Here is a 25,019-nt window from a genome sequence, read left to right as displayed (position 1 = left end):
TTTAAGTTAGAACGGTAAGAATGACACGATTCATATGAACATGTGTACGAGAGGGGGGACTCGAACCCCCACGCCTAAAAGGCACTAGATCCTAAATCTAGCGCGTCTACCAATTCCGCCACTCTCGCAGGTATTACTAATGTAGCATAAATTTAAGCCACACGATTTTAGGTGGCGGGAAAAATACGGTTTTTTTCTACTGATATCAACTATTGAGAAGGAAATACTATTTTAAAAAAGCCCCTGAGTCATTTCAGCTTTTTTTGTAATTTCCACTGTCCTCTTAAATCTCAACCCGACAACTGCCTTTCATGTTCTATAATCTGCGTCTTGCCTACATCACTACCAAAGATAAAGAAGAAGCCAAGTCGATCGGTCGCACACTGGTAGAAGAGAAATTAGCTGCCTGTGTAAATATTGTTGACGGAATGGAAGCAATCTATCGCTGGAAAGGTGAAATTGTTGAAGATTCTGAAACGATCCTTATTGCTAAGACTCCTTATCACAACGTCAAGGAGCTCACTAAGCGAGTAAAAGAACTACACAGTTACGAATGCCCCTGCATTATTTCACTACAGCTTACCGAACAAGAAGGAAATGATGATTACCAACAATGGCTGATCAAAAACTCAAAACGACAGACCATCAACTATGAGATTGATGATATTTAAAGCCTAATGGTAAAAGTATCAGCATGACCAGCCCGCCTGGCTTCTCTACCGATCTCCCGGAAGAGAAGTCAGGGGCAAACGGTTCAATTCTACAAAACTATTTATGTAACCCGCATTCGGTCTTCCCGCTATCACTCCACCGGCCATTTCTGCCGGCCCCAGCTACCGTACAGTGCGTACAACCAATAGAGTGATACCCCTTGTCTTTGAGCGGATGCTGAGGCAGGCTGTGCGACTCCATATACTCTTCCACCAGCGAAGTATTCCAATCAATCAGGGGGTGGAACTTGATTATATCGGCCTCCTCATCAACAATCTCCAGGTCACTTCTATTGCGATTTTGAAACCCGATAAGGCCCGACATCCATACCTTATACTTCTCCTTTACCCTGCTCAGCGGCTCCACCTTATTGATATGGCAGCATTGATCGGGGTCCTGTGACCAAAGTTGGTTCTTATCGGTCATGGAATGATCAGCCGGATCAGGCCGCAAATCGACCACATTAAGTCCCAGCAAGCGTGACAACCGCTTTTTATAGCGAATCGTCTCTTTAAAGTGATATCCCGTATCGATAAAATAGATTGGACAATTGGGCCTGACTCGACTCACAATATGCAACAGTACAGCCGAGGTTGTGCCAAATGAAGAAGTGACTAACACATCCCCGAATGAATTAAACACTTGTGCTACCCGTGCATCAACTATTTTTGCCGATAATGATTTATTTATCTTTTCTTTATTAACGAGATACATATAGATTCAAATTTATTAAAACTGTATATCAGAATAGTACTTCTAAACAAAACACAACCTAACAGTGAGCGTCCTAAAAGTCGAACAAAATAGACATATTTGTCAAGTAATAATTAATCGTCCCTCTTCCCATAATGCAATTAACTTTGCGGTGATGGATGCATTAGAGGAATTACTCGACGAAATGGAGGCGAATACTGATATTCGCTGCCTTATTTTTACAGGTGAAGGTGATGACTCTTTTATCTCAGGCGGAGATCTCAAAGAATTCCATACGATAAAAACGGCAGAAGAAGCCAAACCAATGGCAAAACGCATGCTCACTATCTTGAAGCGAATAGAACAATTGCCCTGCTGGACGATCGCAGCCATTAACGCTCCCGCCTATGGGGGCGGCTGTGAGATAATGCTCGCCTTTGATTTTCGAATCGCATCAGAAGAGGCCACCTTTGGCTTTACCCAGGGCAAATTCTACCTGCCTCCCGGCTGGGGCGGTCTAACAAGACTGGTAGAAAAAGTGGGCCGCTCTACAGCCCTGCAGTGGCTGGCTGAGGCTAAAATTGTAGATACAGAATCAGCTCTCCGCCATAAGCTGATCGACCGAACAGCACCGCCCGATAAATTGCAAGAACAGGCTTTGAGCTGGGCTAAAAAGATGAGCAAGAACGACCGCCCATTTATTAAAAACTTAAAGGAAGGAGCTATGCGTACCACGAAAGCACGTTGGGAAGCTATAGACGCCGAACTCGATACTTTTGCCGAGTTCTGGGAAAGCGACCTACACGAACAACGAGTAGAAAAGTTTCTGCAGAGGAAAGATAACTAAGGAGACAAAACCCCCGGCACTTTCAAAGTGCCGGGGGTTTGAAGAAGCAAATAGCACAAGCGTGACGCTTGCGCTATGGTGTAAACACTGAATATTGAAACACCTGACTGCTCCCCCTTGAAGGGTGACTTCATAAATAGCCCAACAGTCCACGGTCTGCTTTATCGCTTTGCAACTCAGTTACTGAATCACTAAAGCACTAACCAAACTTACTCCTTAACTTTTTTTCGCAAATACATCTTGGTTTCGTAGCGTTTTTGATCACGAAGCAGTTCCACGCGCATAGAATCGCCCTCTTCATACTCTCTAAATAATGCCTGCCCGTGCATCTTACTCTGCACACGCTCATTACCAATTTTAATAATAATATCACCCGGTACTATACCCGCCTCAAAAGCTGGTCCATCCCTATTTACATTATTCACCAACAATCCCATACGCGCCGGCAAACCATACTTTGCAGCTAGTTGATAAGTCATTTCAATAGTACTAAAACCGGGGTCGTATGAAAGGTGAACTTCTCCGGTTGTTGCCAACTGGCGGATAATCTTTTGCACCCTATTACTGGGGATAGCAAAACCGAGCCCTACATTCCCGGCACTGGTTCCACCGGTAAAGATGAATGTATTCACCCCAATAACCTTTCCATTACTATCTACCAATGGCCCACCCGAATTTCCACGGTTAATTGAGGCATCGGTTTGTATCATATCAATATATACGCGAGGCTCGTTTGGATTGGGACGAAAATCGCGATGCAGCGCACTCACTACGCCTACCGTCACAGATGGTTGTGCAGCTTCAAACAAACCAAAAGGATTACCTACTGCCAGTGACCACTCCCCCACCAATACACTGTCGGAGTTTCCAAACTCAGCAAAGGGGAATTTTCGGTCAGCCTTAATTTTGAGCAGAGATAAATCAGCAAGCTCATCGGACCCCAATACTTTAGCTTCATATTGAGAACCGTCGGTCATGGAAACTACTACCTTTTTCGCATTCTCATTGGCTACATGCTGATTAGTCACCACCCAACCATCCCTATTAATAATAAAGCCTGATCCCATGCTGCTTACCTCCCGCTCTATGGGTACGGAAAAAAAGCGATTCATATATTCATCAAAAGCCAACCGGCGACCGCCTTTTACCATTTCAGTAACGGTAATGCTTACCACCGCCGGACTCACCTTTCTAACAGCCCTTGTAATGGCATTTCGGCGACTGTTATTAATTTGAGGGTTTGTATTTTGTGGCTTTTGGGACTGTACTCGCTGCACTTGTCCCGAATCGACCGTGGGAGGTTGTTCTGCCGCTGAATCTACAACAATACTGGAAAGGCGTGCCCCGGATGCTTGTGATCCCCTTTCTCCCGACCTCTTTTGGGGATAGGCCTCTTCATCTTCACATCCCGCTAATAAAAAGATTATAGATAGCAGAACTACAGATATACTAATTGCGCGCTTATTCATCGTAAAAAAGGCTTTTATTACGGCTTGTCTATACTAACAAGCTGATCTGAACCGATCTCAACAACTTCTTCGATTGCTTTTTCGAGCGGGCCGGGGTGCCATGCACCGGATGCTTTCTTATGTCCGCCGCCTCCAATTTTGCGAGCCCATTTATTAACATTTACGTCATTACTCTTTGAGCGTAAACTCATTTTAACCCCATCGCCGAGTGCTTTAAATAATATCGCCGCTTTAATACCGGCTACACTCAAGGGGTAGGCTACAAAACCTTCGCAATCGTCATTTGTTGTATTCGTTTCTTCCAGCATCTCTTCCGTAACGTACATCACCGCGATCTGATTGTCCTCGAATAACTCAATTGTGCCCATAGCCTTACTCAGAAGATGGAGCTGGTTCAAGCTTTTATTCGAAAACACCTGTTCTGCCACTTCGTTAGGGCGAAATTCGCCAAGCCGTAGCAACTCAGAAGCGATATTCATTGTTTCGGGCGTTACGCTATCATACTGCAGCGAGCCCGTGTCAGTAAGAATACCGGTATAAAGAGCTTTCGCTACCTTTTCATCAACCTGAGTCACATCATTTTGTAGAAAGAGATGAAAAATAAGCTCACAGGTCGACGACGCTTTTTCGACTGAAATAGTAAGATCAAAGCCGTCATGAGGATCCGGGTGATGATCAACCATAAACGATGGCTTCGGATAATCTTGAATATAATCCGAATAACTGCCAAACCGTTTAGGTGAATTTCCATCCAGCACAATAAAGGCATCGCATTTATTCAATGTCTTTTCATCGGGCTTCTGGATAGGAAAGTACTCAGCCAACCACTGGAGATTAAGCGGCACATCATCATCATTGAACCCATATACTTCTATATCATTCTTTTGCAACCATAAACATGTTGCTATTTGCGCACCAATACAATCACCATCCGGGCGTATATGAGAAAATACCCCTACGGTATCGTATTGTTTTAATTTTTGAATGAGTTCTTCAAACATGATAACGGGGTTAAACCGCGAAAAATAAGCTTAATAAAATGGGGTATAGCAGCGAAGAAAGCAATATTTTTTTCTCAATAAAATCTGATTGCATATTATTGTATTATTAAGTGAAAATTCCCCATTAGAACAACACTAACGCACTTATTAATGAAAAAAGTTCTCATTCTTTGCAATGGATGTCCTCCCAGCAGGGCTTTATTCCATGATAATTTCGCGCAGGCAGACTCCTTTATTGCCGCTGACGGCGGGGCCAATATAGCTCAAAATTTTAATACCCTGCCGGATGTAGTAATCGGAGACCTGGACAGTTACGAACCTTTGGCAAACGAACCGTACGAAGTTATAAGCCGACCAGACCAAGAACATAATGACCTTGAAAAAGCATTAACCTATGCCCGCAAAAAAGGAGGAACACACATACATATTTTGGGGGCAACGGGACACCGGCTTGACCAAACGTTAAAAAACCTATCTGTACTCAAGCAATTCAACTCCAGCTTTCAATCGCTAGTGATGAAAGATAATTTTGGAGAAACACAACTAATCGCCCCATCCTATAAAACAGAATTACCCATAGGAACGACCATTTCACTATTCCCGCTTTCGGGTTCAGTTACCAACGTCACAACCAAGGGGCTCAAATACCCGCTTACCAATGAGTCTCTCACTAATGGGGTGCGTGATGGATCTTCAAACGAAGTTGTAGAACAAACTGTACATATTACCTATAAAAAAGGAGACCTGCTTCTATTCGTCCGCAGATAACCGGGATATCACTATTTTTGGAGCTTTCATATATCAAGCTATCTTAACATTCATTTTGAAATAAATAGATCCTATTGGCTGAACTAGAATTTACGCTCTTCGACTGGGGTATTATCCTTAGTTATTTTGGATTTTTAGTATATCTGACCTGGCAAAAGGACTGGCAGACCGATGATGAAGAATCATTTTTATTATCGGGACGCAAAATGAGCTTGGCTGCCTTTGTAGCCACCCTGGTATCTACATGGTACGGGGGCATTTTAGGCGTGGGAGAATTCAGCTACCAAAGCGGGCTTTCTACCTGGCTTATACTGGGGTTCCCCTTTTATGTATTCTCAGCCCTTTTTGCCTGGCTCCTTGCCGGCAAAATACGGATGAACAAAGCGCTCTCCCTGCCCGAAGCTGTAGGCAACTTCTATGGAGATAAAGCAGGCCTTTTCTCGGCAATCCCTATTTTTATACTCGTAAGCCCGGCTCCATATATTTTGATGCTTGGCCTCATCTTTCAATACCTCACCGGAGGTACCGGACATTTTCTTTGGTATGCCAGTGCCGTGGCCCTATTCTCGGTAGCCTATGTTGCTTTTGGCGGATTTAATGCTGTCGTCCATACCGACATGCTCCAGATTACTCTCATGTTCGGTGGTTTTGTTTGCCTCATTATTTTTGCAGGCATAGAGTTTGGTGGCTTCGGACAGCTCTGGGAGACGATACCTGCGAACTATCAAGACATTACAGGAGGGCACGACTGGCAGTACATCCTGGTTTGGTTCTTTATTGCACTATGGACCTTTGTGGATCCCAGCTTTCACCAGCGCGCCGCCGCGGCTGAATCTCCCAAAACAGCTAGAAAAGGGATCTTTATCTCCATTTTGCTTTGGTCTGTTTTTGATTTCCTGACCATATTCAGCGGCATCTATGGCTTTGCTATTTTGGGTGGGGACCTGGCGGAACCTATCATGGTATATCCCTACCTGGCTAACGAAATATTACCCATCGGCTTAAAAGGATTATTCTTTGTGGCCCTGCTGGCGACCATTATGTCTACCCTCGACAGTTACCTCTTCCTCTCCGGGCAAACGCTCGGTCGCGACTTACTGGTCAAAATCTTTCCCAACGTAAAAAATAACACCCTAACTCGTATCAGCACGTTAGTTGCTGCACTCATTGGCATTATACTGATTATCATCTATCCCAGCGTTATCGACCTCTGGTATGTGATCGGTTCGGTGATGATTCCGGGGCTGCTGATACCTGTACTGGGCGTTTATCTCAAACTGTTCTCCCTTAAAAAAGGCTGGGTACTTCCGGTCATGATCGGTAGTATTGCCGTATCACTGGGATGGCTCATTCTTGGCACCGTTACCAGCGAAGGTACTTACAACTATACCTATTTTGGCATTGAACCCTTTTACCCGGGGCTAGGTGTTAGTATCATTTTATGGATTATGGGCCGTACAAAAAATGGAGAGCTGCTTGAAGAGACCGAATTTATCAAAGAATAGACAGTTACGTGCTCTTTAGAATATGCCCCAAGTTTAGCTTGTGGATGGGAATCAAATACTTTGTTGCCATAGCATCTTTCTCGATATTCAACCGACCGGTGCGCCGAAAATCAACAATACAGTATCCATCCATAGAACGGACTACTTCTCCAATACCATAATACTCGGGACACGGTCCATAATAAACCAAATCTCCCAATTGGATATTATTATCCGCCCTGCGGTTATAAGGATAAATAACCGGCAGCCGGTCGAGGCGATATGACAGTCTCTTTTTCGTTGCCATGATTGTTGAATATACGGGATTAAGAACCCCTTTTTCTAATGACAAATTTTCGGTTTTCTCTATCGGGTGCTTCAATAGAAATCCAAATCGCTTCGGGGGGCAGAAGTGGCTCTATACGCTCTGGCCACTCAATAACGGATATCCCATCGCCATAAAAATATTCTTCGGCTCCAATTTCGAGAGCCTCACGGGGCGACTCCATGCGATAACAGTCGAAATGATAGAGCATTTTTGTGCCCGAATATTCATTAATCAACGTAAAGGTAGGAGAATGCACGTCGGCACTGTCAATCTCATACGCTTTTGCCATACCCTTAACAAAGTGGGTTTTCCCGGCTCCTAATTCACCTTGCAGACACACAACATCCCCTGCGGTGAGTCCATTGCCAATCTTTTCACCCAAGGCAATCGTTTGTTCGGGGCTATTTGTTGTAAACTCTTTTTCCATACCAAAGCACTTACGATAAAAAGATAAGAAGATACAAGCTGTAAGGGGCGAATGCCACTATAACATCGATTTGGGACGCAAAGTAGCAATGGGTAAGATCATCTCTTCCATGCTTGCACCGCCATGCAAAAACGTATCGCGATAGCGATTTTGATAGTGATGATAATTGGTAGGGTATACGAAATAATAATTTTCTTTGGCTATAATATAATTATTGGCGTGCCCCGGAGTCGGCAATTGGTATTCCTTTGGATTATCAATAATCATTGTGACATCCTCTTCAGCCGACAGGTTACGACCGTACTTATAGCGCAGACTGGTAGAGGTATCACGATCTCCCAAAACCTTTGTATCGCGGAGGGCCCGCACCGCACCATGATCACTCGTTACTACAATTACAACCTCCTCTTCGGCCAATGATTTAAAAATTTCAAAAAGCGTAGAATGTTGGAACCAGGTTTTCGTCAACGATCGGAAGGCCGGCACATCGGGTGCAATCTCTTTTAGTACATCAGAATCGGACCGCGAGTGCACCAATGTATCTACAAAGTTATACACAAAGGTACTTAGAGGAACCTGCAGGTAGTTATGAATACTATCAGTAACTGCCCGTCCTTCTTCGGTATTCAATACTTTCTCATACGTAAGCTTTGTATCAAGGCCTTTCCGCTCAAGCTGTTTCAACAATAGTTCTTTTTCATACCGGTTTAAGGAAGTCTCATCCTCTCCCTGGTGCCATAAATCCGGATACTTCTTTTGTATTTCCAGTGGAAATAAACCCGAAAATATAGCATTTCTAGAATAAGGCGTGGCCGTGGGCAATATCGAATAATAGAAATCAGTATCTATACTAAAATCGTCCTTAAGCAAACTCTCAAATAACAACCACTGATCGTATCGCATGCAGTCGATCACCAAAAAGAGGGTCGTTTGCCCGTTTTTAACATGCGGCAGCACATATTCATCAACTAAATCCGTGGAAAGAGCCGGGCGTTCGGGGGTGTCCTTATCCAGCCACGACTTATAATTATCTTCAATAAATCGGCCAAACATGTTGTTAGCTTCTCGGTATTGATCTGCCAAAACCTGTCGCAGCGATTCTTCTCCCGATTCCAAGTCAATATCCCAGCGAGTAAGCTGCTGGTAGATCTCAATCCATTCTTCCCAGCTGGCCTCTTTACTGATCTTTGCAGAAAGTTTATTAAAATTGCGGAGGTACGACTGGGCAAATTTTTCGTTACGAATCCGGCGTCGTTCTAAAATCCGCTTTACTGTTAAAAGAATCTGGTTAGGATTCACCGGCTTAATTAGGTAATCGGATATTTTACCCCCGATTGCCTCCTCCATGATCGACTCCTCTTCACTTTTCGTAATCATGACTACGGGCAGAGCCGGTTGCAGGGTCTTTATCCTGTTTAGCGTAGCCAACCCATCCATTCCGGGCATCTGCTCATCAAGAAAAATAATATCAAACGGACGCTCTTGTATAAGCGTAATAGCATCGTCCCCATTGGTCACGGGAGTGACTTCAAAATCTTTATTTTCCAAAAAGATGATGTGGGGCTTTAACTGATCGATCTCGTCATCAGCCCATAAAATACGTGTTGCCATTGAGATCCGTCTATATTAATTAGGATCCTTAAGTTTGATAAATGGTTTCAATTTATCCAGTCGCTTTTGAGCAATTCCCTTTATTTTTTTCAGCTCCGTAATTGCATCAAACTTACCATGTTCTTGCCGGTACTTGATAATACGTTTGGCATAGGTCGGACCAATTCCCGGGAGTGATTCTAACTGTACCTGTGAGGCCACATTAATGTTAATTCGGTGGTTAGTGCTGTCGCTACCGGCTTTGTTCTCCGGGGCAGGATCAATAGTATCGGTAGGCAAAGTATCCATATCAGCCATAATATGTCGCTGTCGTTTGGGAGGATTATACTTTGACAACACCTTTTCCCTTTGTTTTTCAAGCATGTTTGTGCGTTTATCGAACTGCTGCTCAAGTTCATGATATCTCCGCTCTTCAAATGGTTCTGGCTTTGATATTCCAAAATTTATAATTGCCAATACAACCAGTAAGATAAGTAGACCTGAAATGGTTATTCGTTCTCCAGGTGTAATTTTCAACTTTTCCAGCCAGAAAAATATTTTTCTTTTCATAGCTTCCCTCTCTCCTCATATTTTATATTACTCTCTCTAGTAAGACCACTTCGATAGCTAATCCTTACAATATCGTGCTTGTTTGACGCCAAAAATAATTCGATGTTTGGCCCAGATATGGAAACTATAAAAATATATCACTACAACGACCTCTCTATCTCTTATGCGCGTGTGGGGATGGGAAACAATAAGCCTTTGGTTATTCTCCATGGCTGGGGCAGTAATAAAGAAGTAATGATGCCGCTGGCCCAGCAACTTTCTGAACAGCGAGACTGTTTTTTGCTCGACCTGCCCGGCTTTGGCAACTCTTCTGTCCCCAACGAGGCATGGAATGTTGACAACTATGCTAATCTGATTCAGCAATTTATCAAGGACCAAGAATTGGGCACCGTGGATCTTTTGGTACATTCCTTTGGCGGCCGCATTGCCCTAAAACTTTGTGCCAGACCGGAAGCCAAATCGTTGGTAGAAAAAGTACTAATCACGGGAGGGGCCGGGATGAAACCCAAGCGCAGCTTTAGCTACTATTTTAAAAAGCACTTGGCCAAATCGTTGAAAGTCCCGTTCTATATTCTGCCATCCAAACTGCGAAAAAAGGCCCTTAACCGTCTCCGCCAAACATCCCTGTGGAAATCACTGGGTTCCAGCGACTACAGCAAACTCAGTGGCGTGATGCGCAAAACTTTTGTCCAGACAGTCACTGAATACCTGGAACCTTCGCTGCCCAACATTCCGCACGAAGTACTGCTGCTGTGGGGTGAAAATGATGAGGCCGCCCCCCTCTACCAAGCTGAGCGTATGGAAGAAGGTATTGAAAATGCGGCATTAGTGGTCATTGATAATGCAGGGCATTACGCCTTCCTCGATAAACCGAGCCGATTTACCTCTATTGCCAAAGCTTTCTTAAAATAAAGATAACTAACAGTTATCCGTCCCGGCTTTCATCCAAACCAACCTTGTAAGATAATACCAGTTCACCACCCAAATAATTACCTGTAATCAATAATCCTACCCCTAATCCCATTAGCCCCAGTTGCAAAAGACCGGGTGCTCTTATATCTGGATAAGCACGATATTGTATACCCGCTACTACTATAAAAAGCATAAGCACTAATAACTGAACTCCGCCATGCCAGGTAGCTATCTTAAACACCTTAGGGCTATCCCCTAACTTTGCGTAATCCAAGAAACCAAAGAATGCGGCTAATACTCCACCAGCCAGGCCAAATAGCACCACATAAAATGAGGTTTTATGAAGCAAGGAATTTTGCACGAACAGGCCCAATAAATTCAAAATAAGTGCACTTGTAAAAAGGGCTGTAGGAAAATGCACAAGCATCAGGTGAATTGGATGCCCTAACAATTGCCCTTTCTTAATTGACTGCCACATATTATCCACTCCGCAACCTATGCACCAAAGGCCGCATACAACAACAAAATAAAACCTGTTACCGCTGCCAATGCATGAACCACCGACAACCATTTTGGAATTGACTTCTTCGAAATATCAAGCCCAAACATTACAAAGCCACCCAGTGCTGCAACTACAAAAATCAACAGGCTTATCAATAGTAACGATTCCCCCTGTTTCATATAGGTTATAATCAGTAAAACCAATGCAAGGGCTGCTGCCCCACCATGGCTGTACACCACTGCTTTGGGGGTCTCCTCATCTTTAAACACTTTGATTATTAGAACAACTCCAAGTACCGCTGCCAATGCAAATAACATAACTGTAGTAAGTAGCATAAATCCTCATTTTATGATTATTAGTAATTAATTTTGTTATTTGATCGCAGAAACCGGAAAAGGTTACAGAAAACTTTCTAGCGTGATGAATTCAGATACTAATAATTATGACAGCCTGCCTGATAAAACGCTTGTAAAAAAAGTGCAAGAAGGGAATACCAAGTTATTTGAAATCATCATTCAACGCTATAACCAGCAGCTTTTTCGCATAATCCGGGGATATCTGAAAGACAGGCAGAACATAAAAGACGTAATGCAAACAACCTACCTGAAAGCCTTTAGCAAGCTCTCCCAATTTAGAGGAGAGGCACAGTTTTCGACCTGGTTAATACGCATTGCTATAAACGAAGCACTTAAAAAGAAAAAGTCGAATAGCAGGTTTTCTGACCTCTATTCTGTAACTGATACACAAATTTCGGATCAAAAAAGTAGCAGCAGGGAATATTCGCCTGATACCCAAGTAATCCAAAAAGATATGAATACCCATCTTGAAAAAGCGATCGATACATTGCCCCCGAAGTATCGCAGCGTGCTAATTATGCGAGAAATTGAACAATTAAGTACGAAAGAAACGGCCGAGCTCCTGGAAATATCACGCCCTAATGTAAAGGTGAGGCTGCACCGGGCAAAGAATATGCTTCGAGACCAACTATCTGAAATGCTGGATGAAATAGACCTTCTTACTTTTAAAGGTGAAGAGTGCGACAAGCTCACAGAACAAGTTATGCTATCAATACAAGAAAATAGCTAAACTGTACCCTTCGAAGTTACATTACCATTTTTTAGGGACTAACACCGAAAAAATAAAACGCCCTCCGCCTAATAATTAGCAGAGGGCGAAAAATACTGACCATTATTTGCTACTTTATCGGGCAAGGATTTAATATTTGGCTTCCTTCAGAATTGCTATATTGATTATCACATTTCAACACGATAAATGAATGCACATCAGAAGCTGTTTCTCCAGCACTCGTAACTTCCACTTTAACAGCTTGATCTTCATACCCCCCAGGATTATCAAATATGCGTGCATACGATGAGCTTGTTGCTCCAGTATCCAATACCCAAGGACTAGTCGGAGAAACGCGATAGTACCATTGATAACTCACGGATCCTTCTGCATTTGACACGCTACTGTAGAACATCCCTAGCTCACCGGAATTCACATAACCTGGCCCCGACACATTAACACTAAGGGGCAGATCTTGATCGGCAACAACAATTGGGTCTGCAGTACCATCTGGATCACTACTAACATAGCCATCTGTTGCAATTCCGTTATCAGAAGCCAGTAAAAGACCTGCCATGTGAGGTGCTGCCATGGAAGTTCCACTTATTGTATTAACCCCACCTCCTTTCCAAAGAGATTTAATACTAACGCCCGGCGCACCATATTCAATAGGGGGATTACCATAGTTTGAAAAATATGCGAATGAATCATTGTTATTATAAGCGGAGATTGTCCAAACATTTGAATGTTCAACCCTGGAAGGTGAATAATTATTCGCATTGTCACCATTATTGCCTGCTGCTATAGTAAACTTTAAGCCACTATTAGCCGCACTCTTAATTGAATTTTCCAGATCAGAAAGGGGAATATCGGTTGATGCATTTTTATGGTAACCCAAACTTAAATTTGCTACATCTCCTGATGAGAATCGACTGGCAACATAATCAACACCAGCTTTAACGTCACTAACGAAGCAACCACCACCGCTGTCACATACCTTTACGCCTACAACCTGGGCACCTGCAGCTACACCTACTACATCTCGGCTATTATTTAATGCTGCAATTGTCCCTGCAACATGTGTACCATGGCCATGGCCATCATCAGTGCCCTCATTAGTTAAAAAAGAAACTGTGCGATTGTGATCAATATCTAAGTCCGGATGATCCACATCCACACCAGTATCTAGTACCCATGCTGTCTTACCAGTACCATCAAGAGGGCCATTAACGCGACTAACGCCCCAAGGTATACTTTGAGAAGCAGCTGTTACACTTTCTTTACGTTGCAATTGTGGGTTTTCCGAAAATGAGGAGATCGCTATCGCATAATAGTCTTTAACAACTCGATCTACCAATGGATGGTCTCGGAGCTTATTTACCTGCTTCGCTGTTAATTCTGCCGCAAACCCTTGTGAAGTCCATTTGTATTGATGAATTAAGGATTTACTTGGAATACTCGAGGACGAAAGTACTCTCTTAGTTTTTTCTACAGCTTGCTTAGCCATGCTGGTGCTGGCTAAACCCTTAGACTGATTCTTAAACGTTACGAGATAGCGATTGTGTGTTTTGTTTATGGCTTTGCTATTGTTTTCCCCTGGATGTAATTCAACATCTTCTTGTGATGGAGGTACACTTGTTTGTGTACTTAACTGATCACTACACCCTGAGCAGAATAGTACAATGCAAAAGATAATAATCGACTTATGAATAATTAATCGTCTCATGATGCTCTAAATTTATTAGAATTTATTATTTGCCATATACTGGAATTAAATCCCAGTATATAACAAGAGCATCAACACGTAGTTTTGTTACAGATTCCCCACCGGATTTTCCATTTTTATTGTGTAAAAGGAAAGAAACCTACGTGGAAAAACAATTCATAAAAAGCTCCAAAGCTCAAACCATTTTTGGGCTATTTACTATTGCTTTTCTTCCACCTCTCGTTCTTTGAAGTCCTCATCAAAATAGTTGTACCATTTTCGAAACGGGCGAAATGCATTTTCGGGATCAAAGGGACGCTTATATTCGCTCTGACGACACTCCTCGCTACAGCAGCCTTCCATCTTCCTTGCTCCTTCTTCGGAACAGACAAAGAGCTTATTGCACTCCATATTAGCACAGTTTATATAGGTATCTGCGGGCTTTCCTGTAATCTCGCACTCAGCAATAGGGTCCATATCATCTTCATTCACCGGAACCACCAAGCGATCATCAAAAACAAAGCACTTACCTTTGTAGTGATCTCCGCCCTCTTCATGAGCATAGCGTAAAATTCCGCCGTGCAGCTGGTTCACATCATCCCAGCCCTTTTCTTTCATAAGAACTGAAAACTTCTCGCAACGAATACCGCCGGTGCAATACATTAATACTTTTTTGTCCTTATCGACCTTATTCTCAAACTCTTCGAGCCAGTCGGGGAATTCGTAAAAGTTTTCGACTTTGGGAGTAACGGCGCCTTCAAAATGCCCAATCTTAGACTCATAATCATTCCGCACATCGATGAGCACATAGTCTTCCTCCGACTCCATAACCTGCTTCCATTCCTCGGGCTCAAGGTATGCCCCGCCATCGTCAGGATCGACCCCTTCTTTGTGGATAGCAACAAGCTCATCACGCGTTTTACACTTTAACTTGGCAAACGGAACATACTCGCTCGTATCAGTCTTAAAGTCAATACCGTCAAAACCGGGGATAGTTGTTAAGTGTTCTTTATACTTTGTTACCTGCTCCGGGGTACCGCCTAAAGTACCGTTAATCCCTTCTTCTCCGATATAGATGCGCCCCTTTACACCTAGCTCTTTACAAAACGCCTTGTGTTCCTCACAAAATGTTTCGGGATCTTCAATTTCATTAAACTTATAATACAGTATTACTTCGTACATAGCTGTTGCTATCCGTTGTTAGAAATGCGTACTTAAAATTTGTTTCTTTTGTAGAACCCAAAATTAAGGCTAATTTTGGAAGAAATGAACCCCTTTGCCTAATAAAATATTCTCAATGAAGTTTTTGGCTCACTCTTTTGTCCTCGTCCTGCTGCTATCGGGACTTGCATTAACTGCTAACGCCCAACAAAACGCTATCAGGGCGCATGATCACTCCCCTTATACTAAAATTGATCGTGCTTACCAGGAAGGCAAACTTAGTCTTGATCAAAAGATACTATATAAATTTTATGCCACGAATTCGGCCCAAAAGCTGCCTCCGAAGCTCAAAGAAGAAAGCCAGCTTCCTATCAAGTGTGGTACACCCGCCATTTCAGATTTTATTAAGAATCGTGACCAGCTATCTGCTTCTACCATCCAAAAGGTAAAATCCATGATGGGCTCCAGCAGCATGCAGGCCTCTGAGACTTACGACTCTCCAGACGGTAATTTTACCATTCACTACGAAACCTCCGGTGAACATGCTGTACCGGCTGCCGATGAAAACAATAATAATACTCCTGACTATGTAGAAGAAGTCGCAACTGCTGCAGATTCCTCGTATCGTCATGAGGTACAGAACCTGGGATATAGTGACCCTATCCCACCCCTGGGAACCTATGATGTGGAAATACGCAATCTATCTAGCTACTATGGAGAAACGCGCGTTCCAAGTCCGTATGGAGGAGAATCCTATATCAGGATTGAAAATGACTTTTCAGAAGGCTTCCCACCAAATGATGACCCTGAAGGTGACCAGTTGGGAGCAGTAAAAGTGACAATGGCCCATGAATTTAAACACGCCGTACAGTATGAAGCCACTAAGTGGCAGGGAGAATCAGACCGATGGGCCGAGATGGACGCAACCCTCATGGAAGAAGTAGTTTATGATGTTGTCAACGATTATTATAACTACTTGGATTCCAATGCTTCGATATTTAACAATCCACAAAGTAGTTTTTATCCTGGGTCTTACTATCATGTGTCGTGGGCACTCTATTTCGAAGAAAAGTTCGGCTCTCAATTTTGGGTTAATACCTGGGATACTATCAAGTCAAACCCTCAGGGGGTGACCTTGATCGAAGCTATTACCAATGAGTTGGGCGGAACTTCAGAATACACTGCGAACTATATTCAATCACAACTCTGGCATTTTGCTTCCGGGTCTGAAAAAACCGTACCCAATTATGGTTTTGAAGAAAGTGCCTCTTATCCCAAACCCAGAATAAGCTACAATTTTACCGGTGAAGACAGCCTTAACCTACCCAAAAATCAGACAGACCTGTTACAGCCTCTGTCTGCAAAATATATAGAGGTTACTCCTTCTCTTTTCGAAGGATTCGTCGGTATCGAACTCACTGATGTATCTATTCCTGCGATGGGAGCCGGAGTCATTGCATATTTTAAGGATGGTACTACCAAACAGCTGCTGCTGCCTGCTAATGGGCAAAATGCTATTAGCCATAAAACCAATTGGGCGTGGCAAGATCTGAAGAAAGTTGGAGTTGTAGTAGCGAATGGCAGCGAAACTAAACATACCACCTATAAAATATTTGTACGTAACGTATATCCGGACAAAATACAGTTGAGCCAAAACTATCCCAATCCATTTAACAACCAAACGCTAATTGAATACATCCTTCCCCAAAGGAGTTCTGTAAAGCTGGAGGTATATGATATTCTGGGTAGAAAGGTGAGATCACTAGTAGATGAGAACAAAAACGAAGGCATACATTCAGAATTCTTTAATACCTCGGATTTAGCATCCGGCATCTACTTTTATCGATTACAAACGGATGAAAAGGTCAAAACTAAAAAGATGACCATCATTAAATAGGAAAATGCATTACTATTTTCCTACAGCAATTAAAAAAGGCTTTGAGGTACTAGCCCCAAAGCCTAATAGTAATACATTTTATGGCGGTATCTACAACCCTAAATCTTTGGGAGGCAGCACCTTTCCGGTAACCTCACCAAATCCAATACGATACTCATCCGTATCGGCATAGCCGGTCATGGTAACTTCATCGCCGTCTTCAAGAAAGGTCCGCTCTTCGCCATTAGGGAACTCCAGCGGATCTGTTCCTTTCCAGCTGAGCTCCAGCATACTGCCGTACGAACTCTCCTCTTCACCGCTGATAGTGCCAGAAGCATAGAGATCACCGGGCTTCACATTACAGCCGGTAATTGTTTGGTGAGCCAGCTGTTGTGCCACATTCCAATACAGGTTTTTAGCATTGGATGCACAGATCTTGTGTGGCTCATCCATATCTTCACCCTGCAAAAAGACATCCAGGTTGATATCAAACGTCCAGTTATCTTCTGACTGCAGATAAGGCAGCGGCTCCGGATCCTGGTCGGGACCTTCAATACGAAACGGCTCCAGTGCGGCCAGAGAAACAATCCAGGGAGATACCGACGTTGCCCAGTTCTTGGCAAGGAACGGTCCCAGCGGTTGATACTCCCACTTCTGTATATCCCGAGCACTCCAGTCGTTAACAAGCATTAAGCCAAAGATATGTTCGTCGGCTTTATTAACGGGAATCGGATCTCCGAGCTCATTCCCTTTACCGGCAACAAAGCCCATCTCCAGCTCAAAATCACAGAGCTTACAAGCACTGAATATGGGGGTATCATCACTTTCGGGTGGCAAAATTTGTCCCTGTGGGCGATGCAGGTCGGTACCACTTACCACAATAGAACTGGCACGACCGTGATAGCCTACCGGCAGATGTTTCCAGTTAGGTTTGAGGGCATTTTCGGGATCTCGGAACATACTACCCACATTGGTAGCATGCGGTTCAGAAGAATAAAAGTCGGTATAGTCGCCAATATCGATGGGCAGTAATAACTCTACTTTATCCATCGGAGTAAGCACCTGCTGCCGCAACGATTCATCATCGCGGAGTGTAGCTTCGTCAGCACTCAGTAACTTACTCAGGTAGGTTCGGGCTTCATTCCAGGCTTCATGTCCCAAATCCATAAAGGCATTAAGAGTAGATTCCTGAAAAACTTTTTTCCCGTCAAGCTCAGGGCCATCAAAAAGACCGGCCTCTTCCAGGGCAGCCAAATTTACAATATAGTCGCCAATGGCAGAACACAAGAAATTATCGCCGCCCCCTTGGGGACTTGCTAAACCGTAAGGCAAATTCTGAATAGGAAAATGCGAATCTTGGTCTACCTCAATAAATGATTCTAAGTTAGGATCGTTTGTTGGATGCATACTAAGAATTAGGAATTAAAATTAGGAATTGGTTTTACTTCAGTGAAAAACATTTATGCCACGGTATCGAGCAGATCAAGCTGCTCTAAATCTTCGCGCGGCTCATCAAAACTACAGCTGCCAAAAGAGATAAGAGCGACATCGCGCAGCTCCTCAATTTCTTCCGTTGATACCTTTAAGTCATTCCAGTAGAATCCTTCATCATCAAAACTGAAACGATCAGGATCTTCTTCACGGATAATTTCTTCGAGCTGGTCATTGGCAAGATCGTGAGCATAACTGAGCATCGCGCCGCCAAAAACATTGAAAAAGCCGTGCATCTTTGTCTTGACAGAATCAGCATAGTGGCGAACAGGATGATGTAACCCCGCCGTGCATTTTATCGCTACATTCTGCTCACGAACTTTATTGAGCGCAAATGCCACTTGTTCTACTGATGGGAACATATGAGCCTCAACTCCCCCACAACGTAGCTTAAACGCGCCCTGATTAACATTACTGCCATTGAAATCGGCGTTTACACTTCGCAACGTTTCTATTGCCAGCCCAATCTCCTTTTTCCAGTTCTCTTCAAAATAGCCTTCAAAGAAGATATCAGTAGGGGTTAGCGATGACTCATCAAACCGTTGCATAGTCTCGGAATAGACCTCGCTCAACAGATCAGCGTCATTTGCAAACACCGCCTCGTGGGGTAACTTAATTTCAAGGATATCAGTTGTAACCCGATCACCATGCGTTGCATGGAACTGTTGCAAAGCGTCAATAAGCTCATCTAAATGCTCCTGATAGCCCGATACTGTTTCAGTACCTTTCCCGAGCACCGAAAATGCAAAAGGCTCGCCCTCTTGAAAAAGCTCTTCATTATAGGGATTAAGCTCATCAAGCTTCCAGCCCGGCATAATAAATCGGGATAACATCCATGCGTCATCAATTTTTCGATACTCACTATACTTTCTAATGGCAATATCCAGTGAAAGATCAGCCGGAGGGAAAAGGCCGGCATAGTCAATAATGCCTTTCATAAAGGCTTTTAAGCTTGCGTCCATGGGTCTTTTGGTCAGTTTAGTTAGTAGCTGATTGCAACGACAACAAGTTGTTCCATTTGGTAAAGAAAAGCAATCAATACAGCGTCACCAAATCAAGAATAATAGCATCCGCTATTTTTATGCCCTTATCGGTCAATCTGATTCGTTTATCGGCTTTAAGTTTTTCTTCTTGTTGTCGGTTATCTAAGTACTCTTTCTGGCGTTCACTGAATTGATAATCGTATTTCTTTTCTAATTCGTCAATTGCGATCCCCTCTCTCGTTCTCAACCCCATCATCAAGCGCTCCTCGGCCAACTGTTGTAACGTAAGTTGCTCTGTCTCTTTCGTGTCCTCATTGCGCAAATAGCTGCGCAGGTCGGCTTCGTTTTCCCAGCGCACAGCGGTTTCATCCCACCAAAAAGAATGGGCGCCCGGCCCCAGCCCCAGGTAGTTTTGATGCTCCCAGTAATTGCTGTTATGTACAGCTTCACACCCCGAGCGACAGTAGTTACTTACCTCATACCGTTCAATTCCCTGCTCTGCAAGCCTTTGATTCACAATATCAAAATGGGCAGCCACTTTATCATCTTTGGGAGGCGCGATGCGCCCCAGCTCTACCTGCTTACCGAGCCGGGTTCGGGGCTCAATAGTCAACGAATAAGCCGAAACGTGCGGTGGATTAAATAGAAGCAGTTTATCAAGATCTGTTTCGAGCTGTTCCTCCGACTGGTTGGGATTACCGTAAATAAGATCTACGGTATATGATTCAAACCGGGATTTGCTAAGCAACTCAAGGCAGTGAAGCGCTTCGCCACTGGAATGGGCCCGGTGCATAAAATCCAGCAGATCCGGATCAAAACTCTGTACGCCCATGCTCGCCCTGTTCACCCCAAGGCTTTTGAGATCCCCTAAAAAAGGTTCAGAAACATCATCGGGATTCATCTCGAATGTAATCTCCCGGGCTTCGATTTGGAACGACTGCTGCAGGGCTTTCATAATTTTTTCCACCTGCCGGGGCTCGAGCAGTGAGGGGGTTCCCCCGCCAAAATAGATCGTCTCTACTGTTTCAACCGCATATGGGGTATCAGCATAATTCTGAATCTCCTCTAGAAGCTGCTGCACAAAATGCTCCCGCTCTGATGTTCTCGTCACGAAATAAAAATCGCAGTACGAGCATGCTTGTTTACAAAACGGGATATGGAGATAAATTCCGGACAAGGTAATTGGGAATTGGGAATTAAAAATTAGGAATTAACACCCTCTGTTTCCAAGGTCCAACACTTTAACTTTGCTTTGGGCACCATACAGTGGGTTTTTCTATTCCTATACAAATACTCATACATGAGATCCTGAAAGAGATATTCCGACAAGCCAACCTATGCTAAAGCTTCGGCTGATAAACTCAGTGCATGATTCAGGATGAGATTGTAACTCTATTGCCTGTTGTCGTCATAAAAGGGATTCTCATCGTACTGGTCTTTCTGCATATAGGTGCGCGCATACTTTACGTAGTTATCGGCGTGCTCTTTGATCGAGGCGATCTCCTCATCTGTAAGTTCACGGGTCTTTTTCACTGGACTTCCCATGTACATATATCCCGACTCCAATCGCTTGCCCGGCGGCACCAAGCTTCCTGCTGCCACAATAACATCCGATTCGACAACGACCTCATCCAGCACCGTAGCATGGATACCGATAAGTACACGATCATGGATGGTACAGCCATGAATCATTGCATTGTGACCGATGGTAACGTCATCTCCAATCTTGGTGGGCCCGGTCTGGTTCATCACATGTATGCACGTATTATCCTGTACATTCGAACGGTCACCAACTTCAATCCAGTTAACATCGCCGCGAATAGTAACATTAAACCAAGCACTGCTCTCCTCTCCAAAGGTAACATCGCCAATAATATCTGCACTGGGTGCTACAAAAGAAGATTCGGGAAACTCAGGGGTTTTATTCAGAAATTCGTAAACCATAGGTGCATTTTTTGTTCAAAGATTCTCGTCCTAAAGATAGGCAAAAGGCGTGCCCCTTGCTATTCAAACAGCTCCACTAACTTTCGTGCTGCTTGTTGCGGATCTTCCGCCCTGCAGATCGCCGAACTTACCGCCAGTATATCTGCTCCTGCATCAATTACCTGCGGAGCATTTTCCAGCCTTATACCTCCTATGGCAACCAAGGGAAGATCAATTTCTTGCCGCACCTTGTGCAAGGTTGTTATGCCCCGCGGAGCATATTCTTTTTCTTTTGTGGAGGTCTCAAAAATATGTCCCAGTGCCACATAATCTGCACCTGCTTCTTCAACCTTTTTGGCCTCCTCCAAATTTGCGGAAGTGCCGCCTATAATCGCCTCTTCACCCAACAGGCGCGCCGCTACCGAGACAGACAGATCATCTTGCCCCAGGTGCACCCCGTCCGCGCCCCCCATCTTAGCAAGGTCGGGACGATCATTTACGATCAAAAGGTGATCCCCCTTACTTTTGAGTCCAGCAATTTCCCGAATCTCCTCCAAAGCTTTCCGGTCTGATCTGTCTTTAGCCCGATACTGAACCATCTGCACCCCGGCACGATAAGCGGCATCTGCCAATTCAACATGCGAATAGCGATCCTGCCCTTGGGTATCCGTAATTAAGTATATCCCTTTTAACTTCTGCTTTCCCATTTCTCTAACCTATTCGTTCTTTATTGATTTACAGCTGACCAAGCTTCTTTTCAAATTCGCTGACCTTTTCTGTCACATCATCTGCTTCCATTATTGCAGAGATACCGGCAACTCCAAAAGCCCCTGCCTGTAAACAGGGCGTAACCTTTTCAGGAGTTATCCCTCCTACTGCAAAAACCGGCAGTGACGACTGTTCAGCAATCTCTTTCAACCTGTCAATTCCCTGGGGTTCACCGTATTTCACCTTTGATGCTGTATAGTAAACCGGACCAAAAAGCAGAAAGTCTGCCTCCTCCTGTTCAGCACGCTCAGCCACTTCTTCCGAATGGACACTCACACCTATTGTCAAATCCGGCCAATAACTTTTTATAACGCTGGGAGGAATACCACCTTCCGGGCAGTGTACACCGTCAGCCCCTATAGCTTTTGCAACATCCGGGCGACCATTAACAAACAGTTTTGTATCGTATTGATTCGTAATTTCGCGGACCTCATTACCTAAATCATACAACAGCCCTCCGGGTAGATCTTTTTCGCGCAGCTGTACTGCTTGTACCCCCGCACTGCATGCTTCCTCAATAGTTTCAAGAAAAGTAACAGACGAAGAAGGAGCCCTGCGATCAGTGATTAAATAGTACCGAAAGTCGACTCTATTGTTCTTCACGATCCACCTCAATAAGTCCATCTTCCGGACTCGATGCCTTGGCGTACAGCCTTTTGGGCATTCGTCCCGATTCCAGGGCCAGCCGTCCGGCTTCCACACTCTTTTTCATCGCCTCCGCCATCATCACCGGGTGCTTGGCTTGCGATATAGCCGAGTTCATGAGTACGGCATCCATTCCCAACTCCATAGCAATGGCCGCATCCGAAGCCGTTCCCACACCTGCATCCACAATCACCGGTACATCTACCAGCTCCTTAATAATCCGTAGGTTATAGGGATTTCGTATTCCCATACCCGAACCAATAGGTGCCCCCAGCGGCATTACCGCTGCACACCCCATATCCGCTAACTTTCGACACGTAATAGGATCATCATTGGCATAGGGCAACACTACAAAATCTTCAAGTATAAGCTTCTCGGCAGCCTTCAACAGTTCCGGCACATCGGGAAAGAGGGTTTCATCATCCCCAATAACTTCCAACTTTACCCAGTTAGTACCCAGCGCTTCGCGACCGAGCTTGGCCGTAGTAATAGCTTCTTCGGCGGTATAACATCCCGCAGTATTGGGCAACAAAAAGTAGCCGTCCTCCCGGAGGTATGTAAGAATATTTTCACCCTCATCGGTATTCAAATTAGCACGCCGCAAAGCCACCGTCACCATCTCGGTACCGCTAGCCCGCAAGGCTTTTTGCATTGTCTCCGGATCGGGAAATCGACCGCTCCCCACAATTAATCGAGAATCAAATTCTCGGTCAGCAATTTGTAATGAACTCATAAATATATGCTCCTTTTATAATTATCCACCTTGGGTAGCCCGAATTATTTCGACCTTGTCACCGTCATCAAGCTGATAGTCCTGCCACTGCTCTCGTGCAACTACAGTACTGTTTACAGCAACGGCAACCCCCTTTTCGCTGTGTTCAATATCAAAAGACTGGAGCAACTTTTGCAATGTCTCTGCTTCCGTCTTTTTCTGTTCTCCATTTACTGTTAATTCCATCATCAATATTTACTCGTTAGCATTAAATCGTTGTGGCCGGAATGGGGTAAGCCAATCCGATACTTCTCCTTCCAAAATTTCATCAACTAAGGCATAAACGGTGAGCGGCATTAACATAATTCCATGCCGATAATGTCCCGTGGCATAATATAAGCCTGAAATATCACTTTCTCCTATAATGGGTCGGTGATCTTTGCCGGCGGGACGCAGCCCCGCAACCGTTTCTACCAGTGGCAGCTCATAAATAGAAGGGATCATCTCCCAGCCGTGTTCCAGCAATTCTTTTTGGGGACCGGCGGTGGGGCGTTTATCAAACCCTTTTTCTTCGGCTGTTGCTCCCAATCGAATCGTGCCATCTTCTTTAGGTACCAAGTACATTCGGGGCGAACGAATGATTCCTTTCAACGGGCAATCAGCGGTTTTCTCCATTGTAATTATCTGTCCTTTTTCGGGCCGTATGGGAGGTAGCTGCTGATCAGGTATTCCATCCAGCTGTTGCGACCAACAGCCGGCAGCTACAACAACCTGATCAACAGCATACGTCTCCTCTTCCGTAATAACGCTCATTACGGTCTCTCTTTTAATATCAACTTCTTCCACTTTTGTCTGCTCCATCACAGTACCGCCCAGCTGCTCAAAGCCCCTTTTCATTGCCTTTAACAGCTTCCTGTTATCGATCTGTGCATCATCGGGTAGCCATAAACCGGAAACGACATTGGGCGATAACAGCGGCTCGCGTTCCCGGGCTTCAGTTCCAGTTAAGAGTTTAACATCAAGTGCCAGTTCTTTTCTAAACTCATACAATCGCTTCAGCTTCTCCGTATCATCCCGATCGATACCGGCCATCAGTGTTCCGCATGTATCAAGGACGGGCACCTCATCCGTATCCTCAGAAAGTTCATCCAGCAACCGGGGATACATCTGTAAGCTCTGCTCTCCAAATCGCATCAGCTTAATCTCTTCAAAACCCGCTTCGGCATAGGGCGCCAACATGCCGCCCGCTACCCAGCTGGCCTCCTTTCCGATTTCTCCTTTTTCAAATATGGTTACTTTGGCACCGCGCCGTACCAGCTGCCAGCCAATACCAAGACCAATGATACCGCCACCAATTATTGCTATATGATCTGTGTTATTCTTCATAA

Annotated in this window: 27 protein-coding genes and 1 tRNA gene; 7 read left to right on the top strand and 21 right to left on the bottom strand. The window is 44.3% G+C overall.

Translation table 11 applies throughout. The annotated features are described in order from the left end of the window. Positions 1–45: 45 nt before the first annotated feature. Positions 46–128 (bottom strand) — tRNA-Leu (locus G3569_RS09710). Positions 129–311: 183 nt separating this feature from the next. Between G3569_RS09710 and cutA the strand changes: the two genes are divergently transcribed. Further along, positions 312–671 carry a divalent-cation tolerance protein CutA gene (gene cutA, locus G3569_RS09705; RefSeq protein ID WP_165268570.1) on the top strand — a complete coding sequence of 120 codons (360 nt, stop codon included), beginning with the start codon at positions 312–314 and terminating at the stop codon, positions 669–671. A 97-nt stretch (positions 672–768) separates the two neighbouring features. On the opposite strand, the gene G3569_RS09700 is transcribed toward cutA, so the two are convergent. Further along, complete coding sequence (locus G3569_RS09700) at positions 769–1,425, bottom strand: phosphoadenylyl-sulfate reductase (protein WP_165268568.1); 657 nt, start codon at positions 1,423–1,425, stop codon at positions 769–771. Positions 1,426–1,489: 64 nt separating this feature from the next. Here G3569_RS09700 and G3569_RS09695 point away from each other — a divergent pair, with 64 nt between their 5' ends. Next, positions 1,490–2,251 (top strand): enoyl-CoA hydratase/isomerase family protein, encoded by a 762-nt coding sequence (locus G3569_RS09695; protein ID WP_165268566.1) that lies wholly within the window; start codon positions 1,490–1,492, stop codon positions 2,249–2,251. A 209-nt stretch (positions 2,252–2,460) separates the two neighbouring features. On the opposite strand, the gene G3569_RS09690 is transcribed toward G3569_RS09695, so the two are convergent. Then, positions 2,461–3,720, bottom strand: coding sequence for a S1C family serine protease (locus tag G3569_RS09690; RefSeq protein ID WP_165268564.1), 1,260 nt, complete (start codon positions 3,718–3,720; stop codon positions 2,461–2,463). A gap of 17 nt (positions 3,721–3,737) precedes the next feature. Next, positions 3,738–4,721 carry a DHH family phosphoesterase gene (locus G3569_RS09685; protein ID WP_165268562.1) on the bottom strand — a complete coding sequence of 328 codons (984 nt, stop codon included), beginning with the start codon at positions 4,719–4,721 and terminating at the stop codon, positions 3,738–3,740. Between the two features lie 150 nt (positions 4,722–4,871). Here G3569_RS09685 and G3569_RS09680 point away from each other — a divergent pair, with 150 nt between their 5' ends. Together G3569_RS09680 and G3569_RS09675 are read left to right on the top strand one after the other, a co-directional pair. After that, positions 4,872–5,489 (top strand): thiamine diphosphokinase, encoded by a 618-nt coding sequence (locus tag G3569_RS09680; RefSeq protein WP_165268560.1) that lies wholly within the window; start codon positions 4,872–4,874, stop codon positions 5,487–5,489. A gap of 74 nt (positions 5,490–5,563) precedes the next feature. Next, the gene (locus G3569_RS09675) at positions 5,564–6,994 is read left to right on the top strand and encodes a sodium:solute symporter family protein (protein WP_165268558.1); all 1,431 of its coding nucleotides are present in this window, start codon (positions 5,564–5,566) and stop codon (positions 6,992–6,994) included. Between the two features lie 4 nt (positions 6,995–6,998). Here G3569_RS09675 and G3569_RS09670 read toward each other — a convergent pair whose 3' ends face one another. Genes G3569_RS09670 through G3569_RS09655 form a run of 4 tightly spaced genes read right to left on the bottom strand, consistent with a single transcriptional unit; the run spans position 6,999 to position 9,888 of the window. After that, positions 6,999–7,280, bottom strand: coding sequence for a hypothetical protein (locus G3569_RS09670; RefSeq protein WP_138432030.1), 282 nt, complete (start codon positions 7,278–7,280; stop codon positions 6,999–7,001). Between the two features lie 19 nt (positions 7,281–7,299). Next, positions 7,300–7,728, bottom strand: a complete 429-nt coding sequence (gene tsaE, locus G3569_RS09665; RefSeq protein WP_165268556.1) for a tRNA (adenosine(37)-N6)-threonylcarbamoyltransferase complex ATPase subunit type 1 TsaE — start codon at positions 7,726–7,728, stop codon at positions 7,300–7,302. Positions 7,729–7,785: 57 nt separating this feature from the next. After that, positions 7,786–9,339 carry a T9SS response regulator signal transducer PorX gene (gene porX / locus G3569_RS09660; RefSeq protein WP_165268554.1) on the bottom strand — a complete coding sequence of 518 codons (1,554 nt, stop codon included), beginning with the start codon at positions 9,337–9,339 and terminating at the stop codon, positions 7,786–7,788. 15 nt (positions 9,340–9,354) lie between these two features. Next, the gene (locus G3569_RS09655; protein WP_165268552.1) at positions 9,355–9,888 is read right to left on the bottom strand and encodes a ComEA family DNA-binding protein; all 534 of its coding nucleotides are present in this window, start codon (positions 9,886–9,888) and stop codon (positions 9,355–9,357) included. A gap of 117 nt (positions 9,889–10,005) precedes the next feature. On the opposite strand from G3569_RS09655, the gene G3569_RS09650 reads away from it, so the two are divergent. Next, positions 10,006–10,800, top strand: a complete 795-nt coding sequence (locus tag G3569_RS09650; RefSeq protein WP_165268550.1) for an alpha/beta fold hydrolase — start codon at positions 10,006–10,008, stop codon at positions 10,798–10,800. Positions 10,801–10,813: 13 nt separating this feature from the next. Here G3569_RS09650 and G3569_RS09645 read toward each other — a convergent pair whose 3' ends face one another. After that, complete coding sequence (locus tag G3569_RS09645) at positions 10,814–11,278, bottom strand: DUF2231 domain-containing protein (RefSeq protein WP_165268548.1); 465 nt, start codon at positions 11,276–11,278, stop codon at positions 10,814–10,816. Between the two features lie 17 nt (positions 11,279–11,295). Then, on the bottom strand, positions 11,296–11,637 hold the full coding sequence (locus tag G3569_RS09640; RefSeq protein WP_165268546.1) for a hypothetical protein: 342 nt from the start codon (positions 11,635–11,637) through the stop codon (positions 11,296–11,298). 85 nt (positions 11,638–11,722) lie between these two features. Between G3569_RS09640 and G3569_RS09635 the strand changes: the two genes are divergently transcribed. Continuing rightward, complete coding sequence (locus tag G3569_RS09635; RefSeq protein ID WP_165268544.1) at positions 11,723–12,388, top strand: RNA polymerase sigma factor; 666 nt, start codon at positions 11,723–11,725, stop codon at positions 12,386–12,388. A 109-nt stretch (positions 12,389–12,497) separates the two neighbouring features. On the opposite strand, the gene G3569_RS09630 is transcribed toward G3569_RS09635, so the two are convergent. Both G3569_RS09630 and trhO read right to left on the bottom strand, forming a co-directional pair. Then, positions 12,498–14,093 (bottom strand): S8 family serine peptidase, encoded by a 1,596-nt coding sequence (locus tag G3569_RS09630; protein ID WP_165268542.1) that lies wholly within the window; start codon positions 14,091–14,093, stop codon positions 12,498–12,500. Between the two features lie 198 nt (positions 14,094–14,291). Further along, positions 14,292–15,254 carry an oxygen-dependent tRNA uridine(34) hydroxylase TrhO gene (gene trhO / locus G3569_RS09625; protein WP_165268540.1) on the bottom strand — a complete coding sequence of 321 codons (963 nt, stop codon included), beginning with the start codon at positions 15,252–15,254 and terminating at the stop codon, positions 14,292–14,294. A 115-nt stretch (positions 15,255–15,369) separates the two neighbouring features. Between trhO and G3569_RS09620 the strand changes: the two genes are divergently transcribed. After that, positions 15,370–17,130, top strand: a complete 1,761-nt coding sequence (locus G3569_RS09620; protein WP_165268538.1) for a T9SS type A sorting domain-containing protein — start codon at positions 15,370–15,372, stop codon at positions 17,128–17,130. A 90-nt stretch (positions 17,131–17,220) separates the two neighbouring features. Here G3569_RS09620 and fahA read toward each other — a convergent pair whose 3' ends face one another. The 9 genes from fahA to thiO all read right to left on the bottom strand — a co-directional run bounded on the left by fahA (position 17,221) and on the right by thiO (position 25,017). Then, the gene (gene fahA, locus G3569_RS09615) at positions 17,221–18,516 is read right to left on the bottom strand and encodes a fumarylacetoacetase (RefSeq protein ID WP_165268536.1); all 1,296 of its coding nucleotides are present in this window, start codon (positions 18,514–18,516) and stop codon (positions 17,221–17,223) included. A gap of 53 nt (positions 18,517–18,569) precedes the next feature. Then, positions 18,570–19,562 (bottom strand): hypothetical protein, encoded by a 993-nt coding sequence (locus G3569_RS09610; protein WP_165268534.1) that lies wholly within the window; start codon positions 19,560–19,562, stop codon positions 18,570–18,572. Positions 19,563–19,635: 73 nt separating this feature from the next. Continuing rightward, positions 19,636–20,760 (bottom strand): radical SAM family heme chaperone HemW, encoded by a 1,125-nt coding sequence (gene hemW / locus G3569_RS09605; protein WP_165268532.1) that lies wholly within the window; start codon positions 20,758–20,760, stop codon positions 19,636–19,638. Between the two features lie 215 nt (positions 20,761–20,975). Continuing rightward, complete coding sequence (locus G3569_RS09600; RefSeq protein WP_165268530.1) at positions 20,976–21,527, bottom strand: gamma carbonic anhydrase family protein; 552 nt, start codon at positions 21,525–21,527, stop codon at positions 20,976–20,978. A 59-nt stretch (positions 21,528–21,586) separates the two neighbouring features. Then, a complete protein-coding gene (gene thiE, locus G3569_RS09595) occupies positions 21,587–22,213 on the bottom strand; it encodes a thiamine phosphate synthase (RefSeq protein WP_165268528.1) in 627 nt (208 codons plus the stop codon). 28 nt (positions 22,214–22,241) lie between these two features. After that, the gene (gene thiE / locus G3569_RS09590; RefSeq protein ID WP_165268526.1) at positions 22,242–22,877 is read right to left on the bottom strand and encodes a thiamine phosphate synthase; all 636 of its coding nucleotides are present in this window, start codon (positions 22,875–22,877) and stop codon (positions 22,242–22,244) included. Continuing rightward, entirely contained in the window at positions 22,864–23,652 is a 789-nt protein-coding gene (locus tag G3569_RS09585) for a thiazole synthase (RefSeq protein ID WP_165268524.1), read from the bottom strand. Before G3569_RS09585 ends, thiE (G3569_RS09590) begins: the two co-directional genes overlap by 14 nt. A gap of 21 nt (positions 23,653–23,673) precedes the next feature. Then, positions 23,674–23,880 (bottom strand): sulfur carrier protein ThiS, encoded by a 207-nt coding sequence (gene thiS / locus G3569_RS09580; RefSeq protein WP_165268522.1) that lies wholly within the window; start codon positions 23,878–23,880, stop codon positions 23,674–23,676. Positions 23,881–23,886: 6 nt separating this feature from the next. Beyond that, entirely contained in the window at positions 23,887–25,017 is a 1,131-nt protein-coding gene (gene thiO, locus G3569_RS09575; RefSeq protein ID WP_165268520.1) for a glycine oxidase ThiO, read from the bottom strand. Positions 25,018–25,019 lie beyond the last annotated feature (2 nt).

The organism is Fodinibius halophilus, assembly GCF_011059105.1.
GTDB lineage: Bacteria > Bacteroidota > Rhodothermia > Balneolales > Balneolaceae > Fodinibius > Fodinibius halophilus.
Note: the sequence above shows the minus strand (reverse complement) of the source record. Positions and strands in the feature narration are given on the sequence as shown.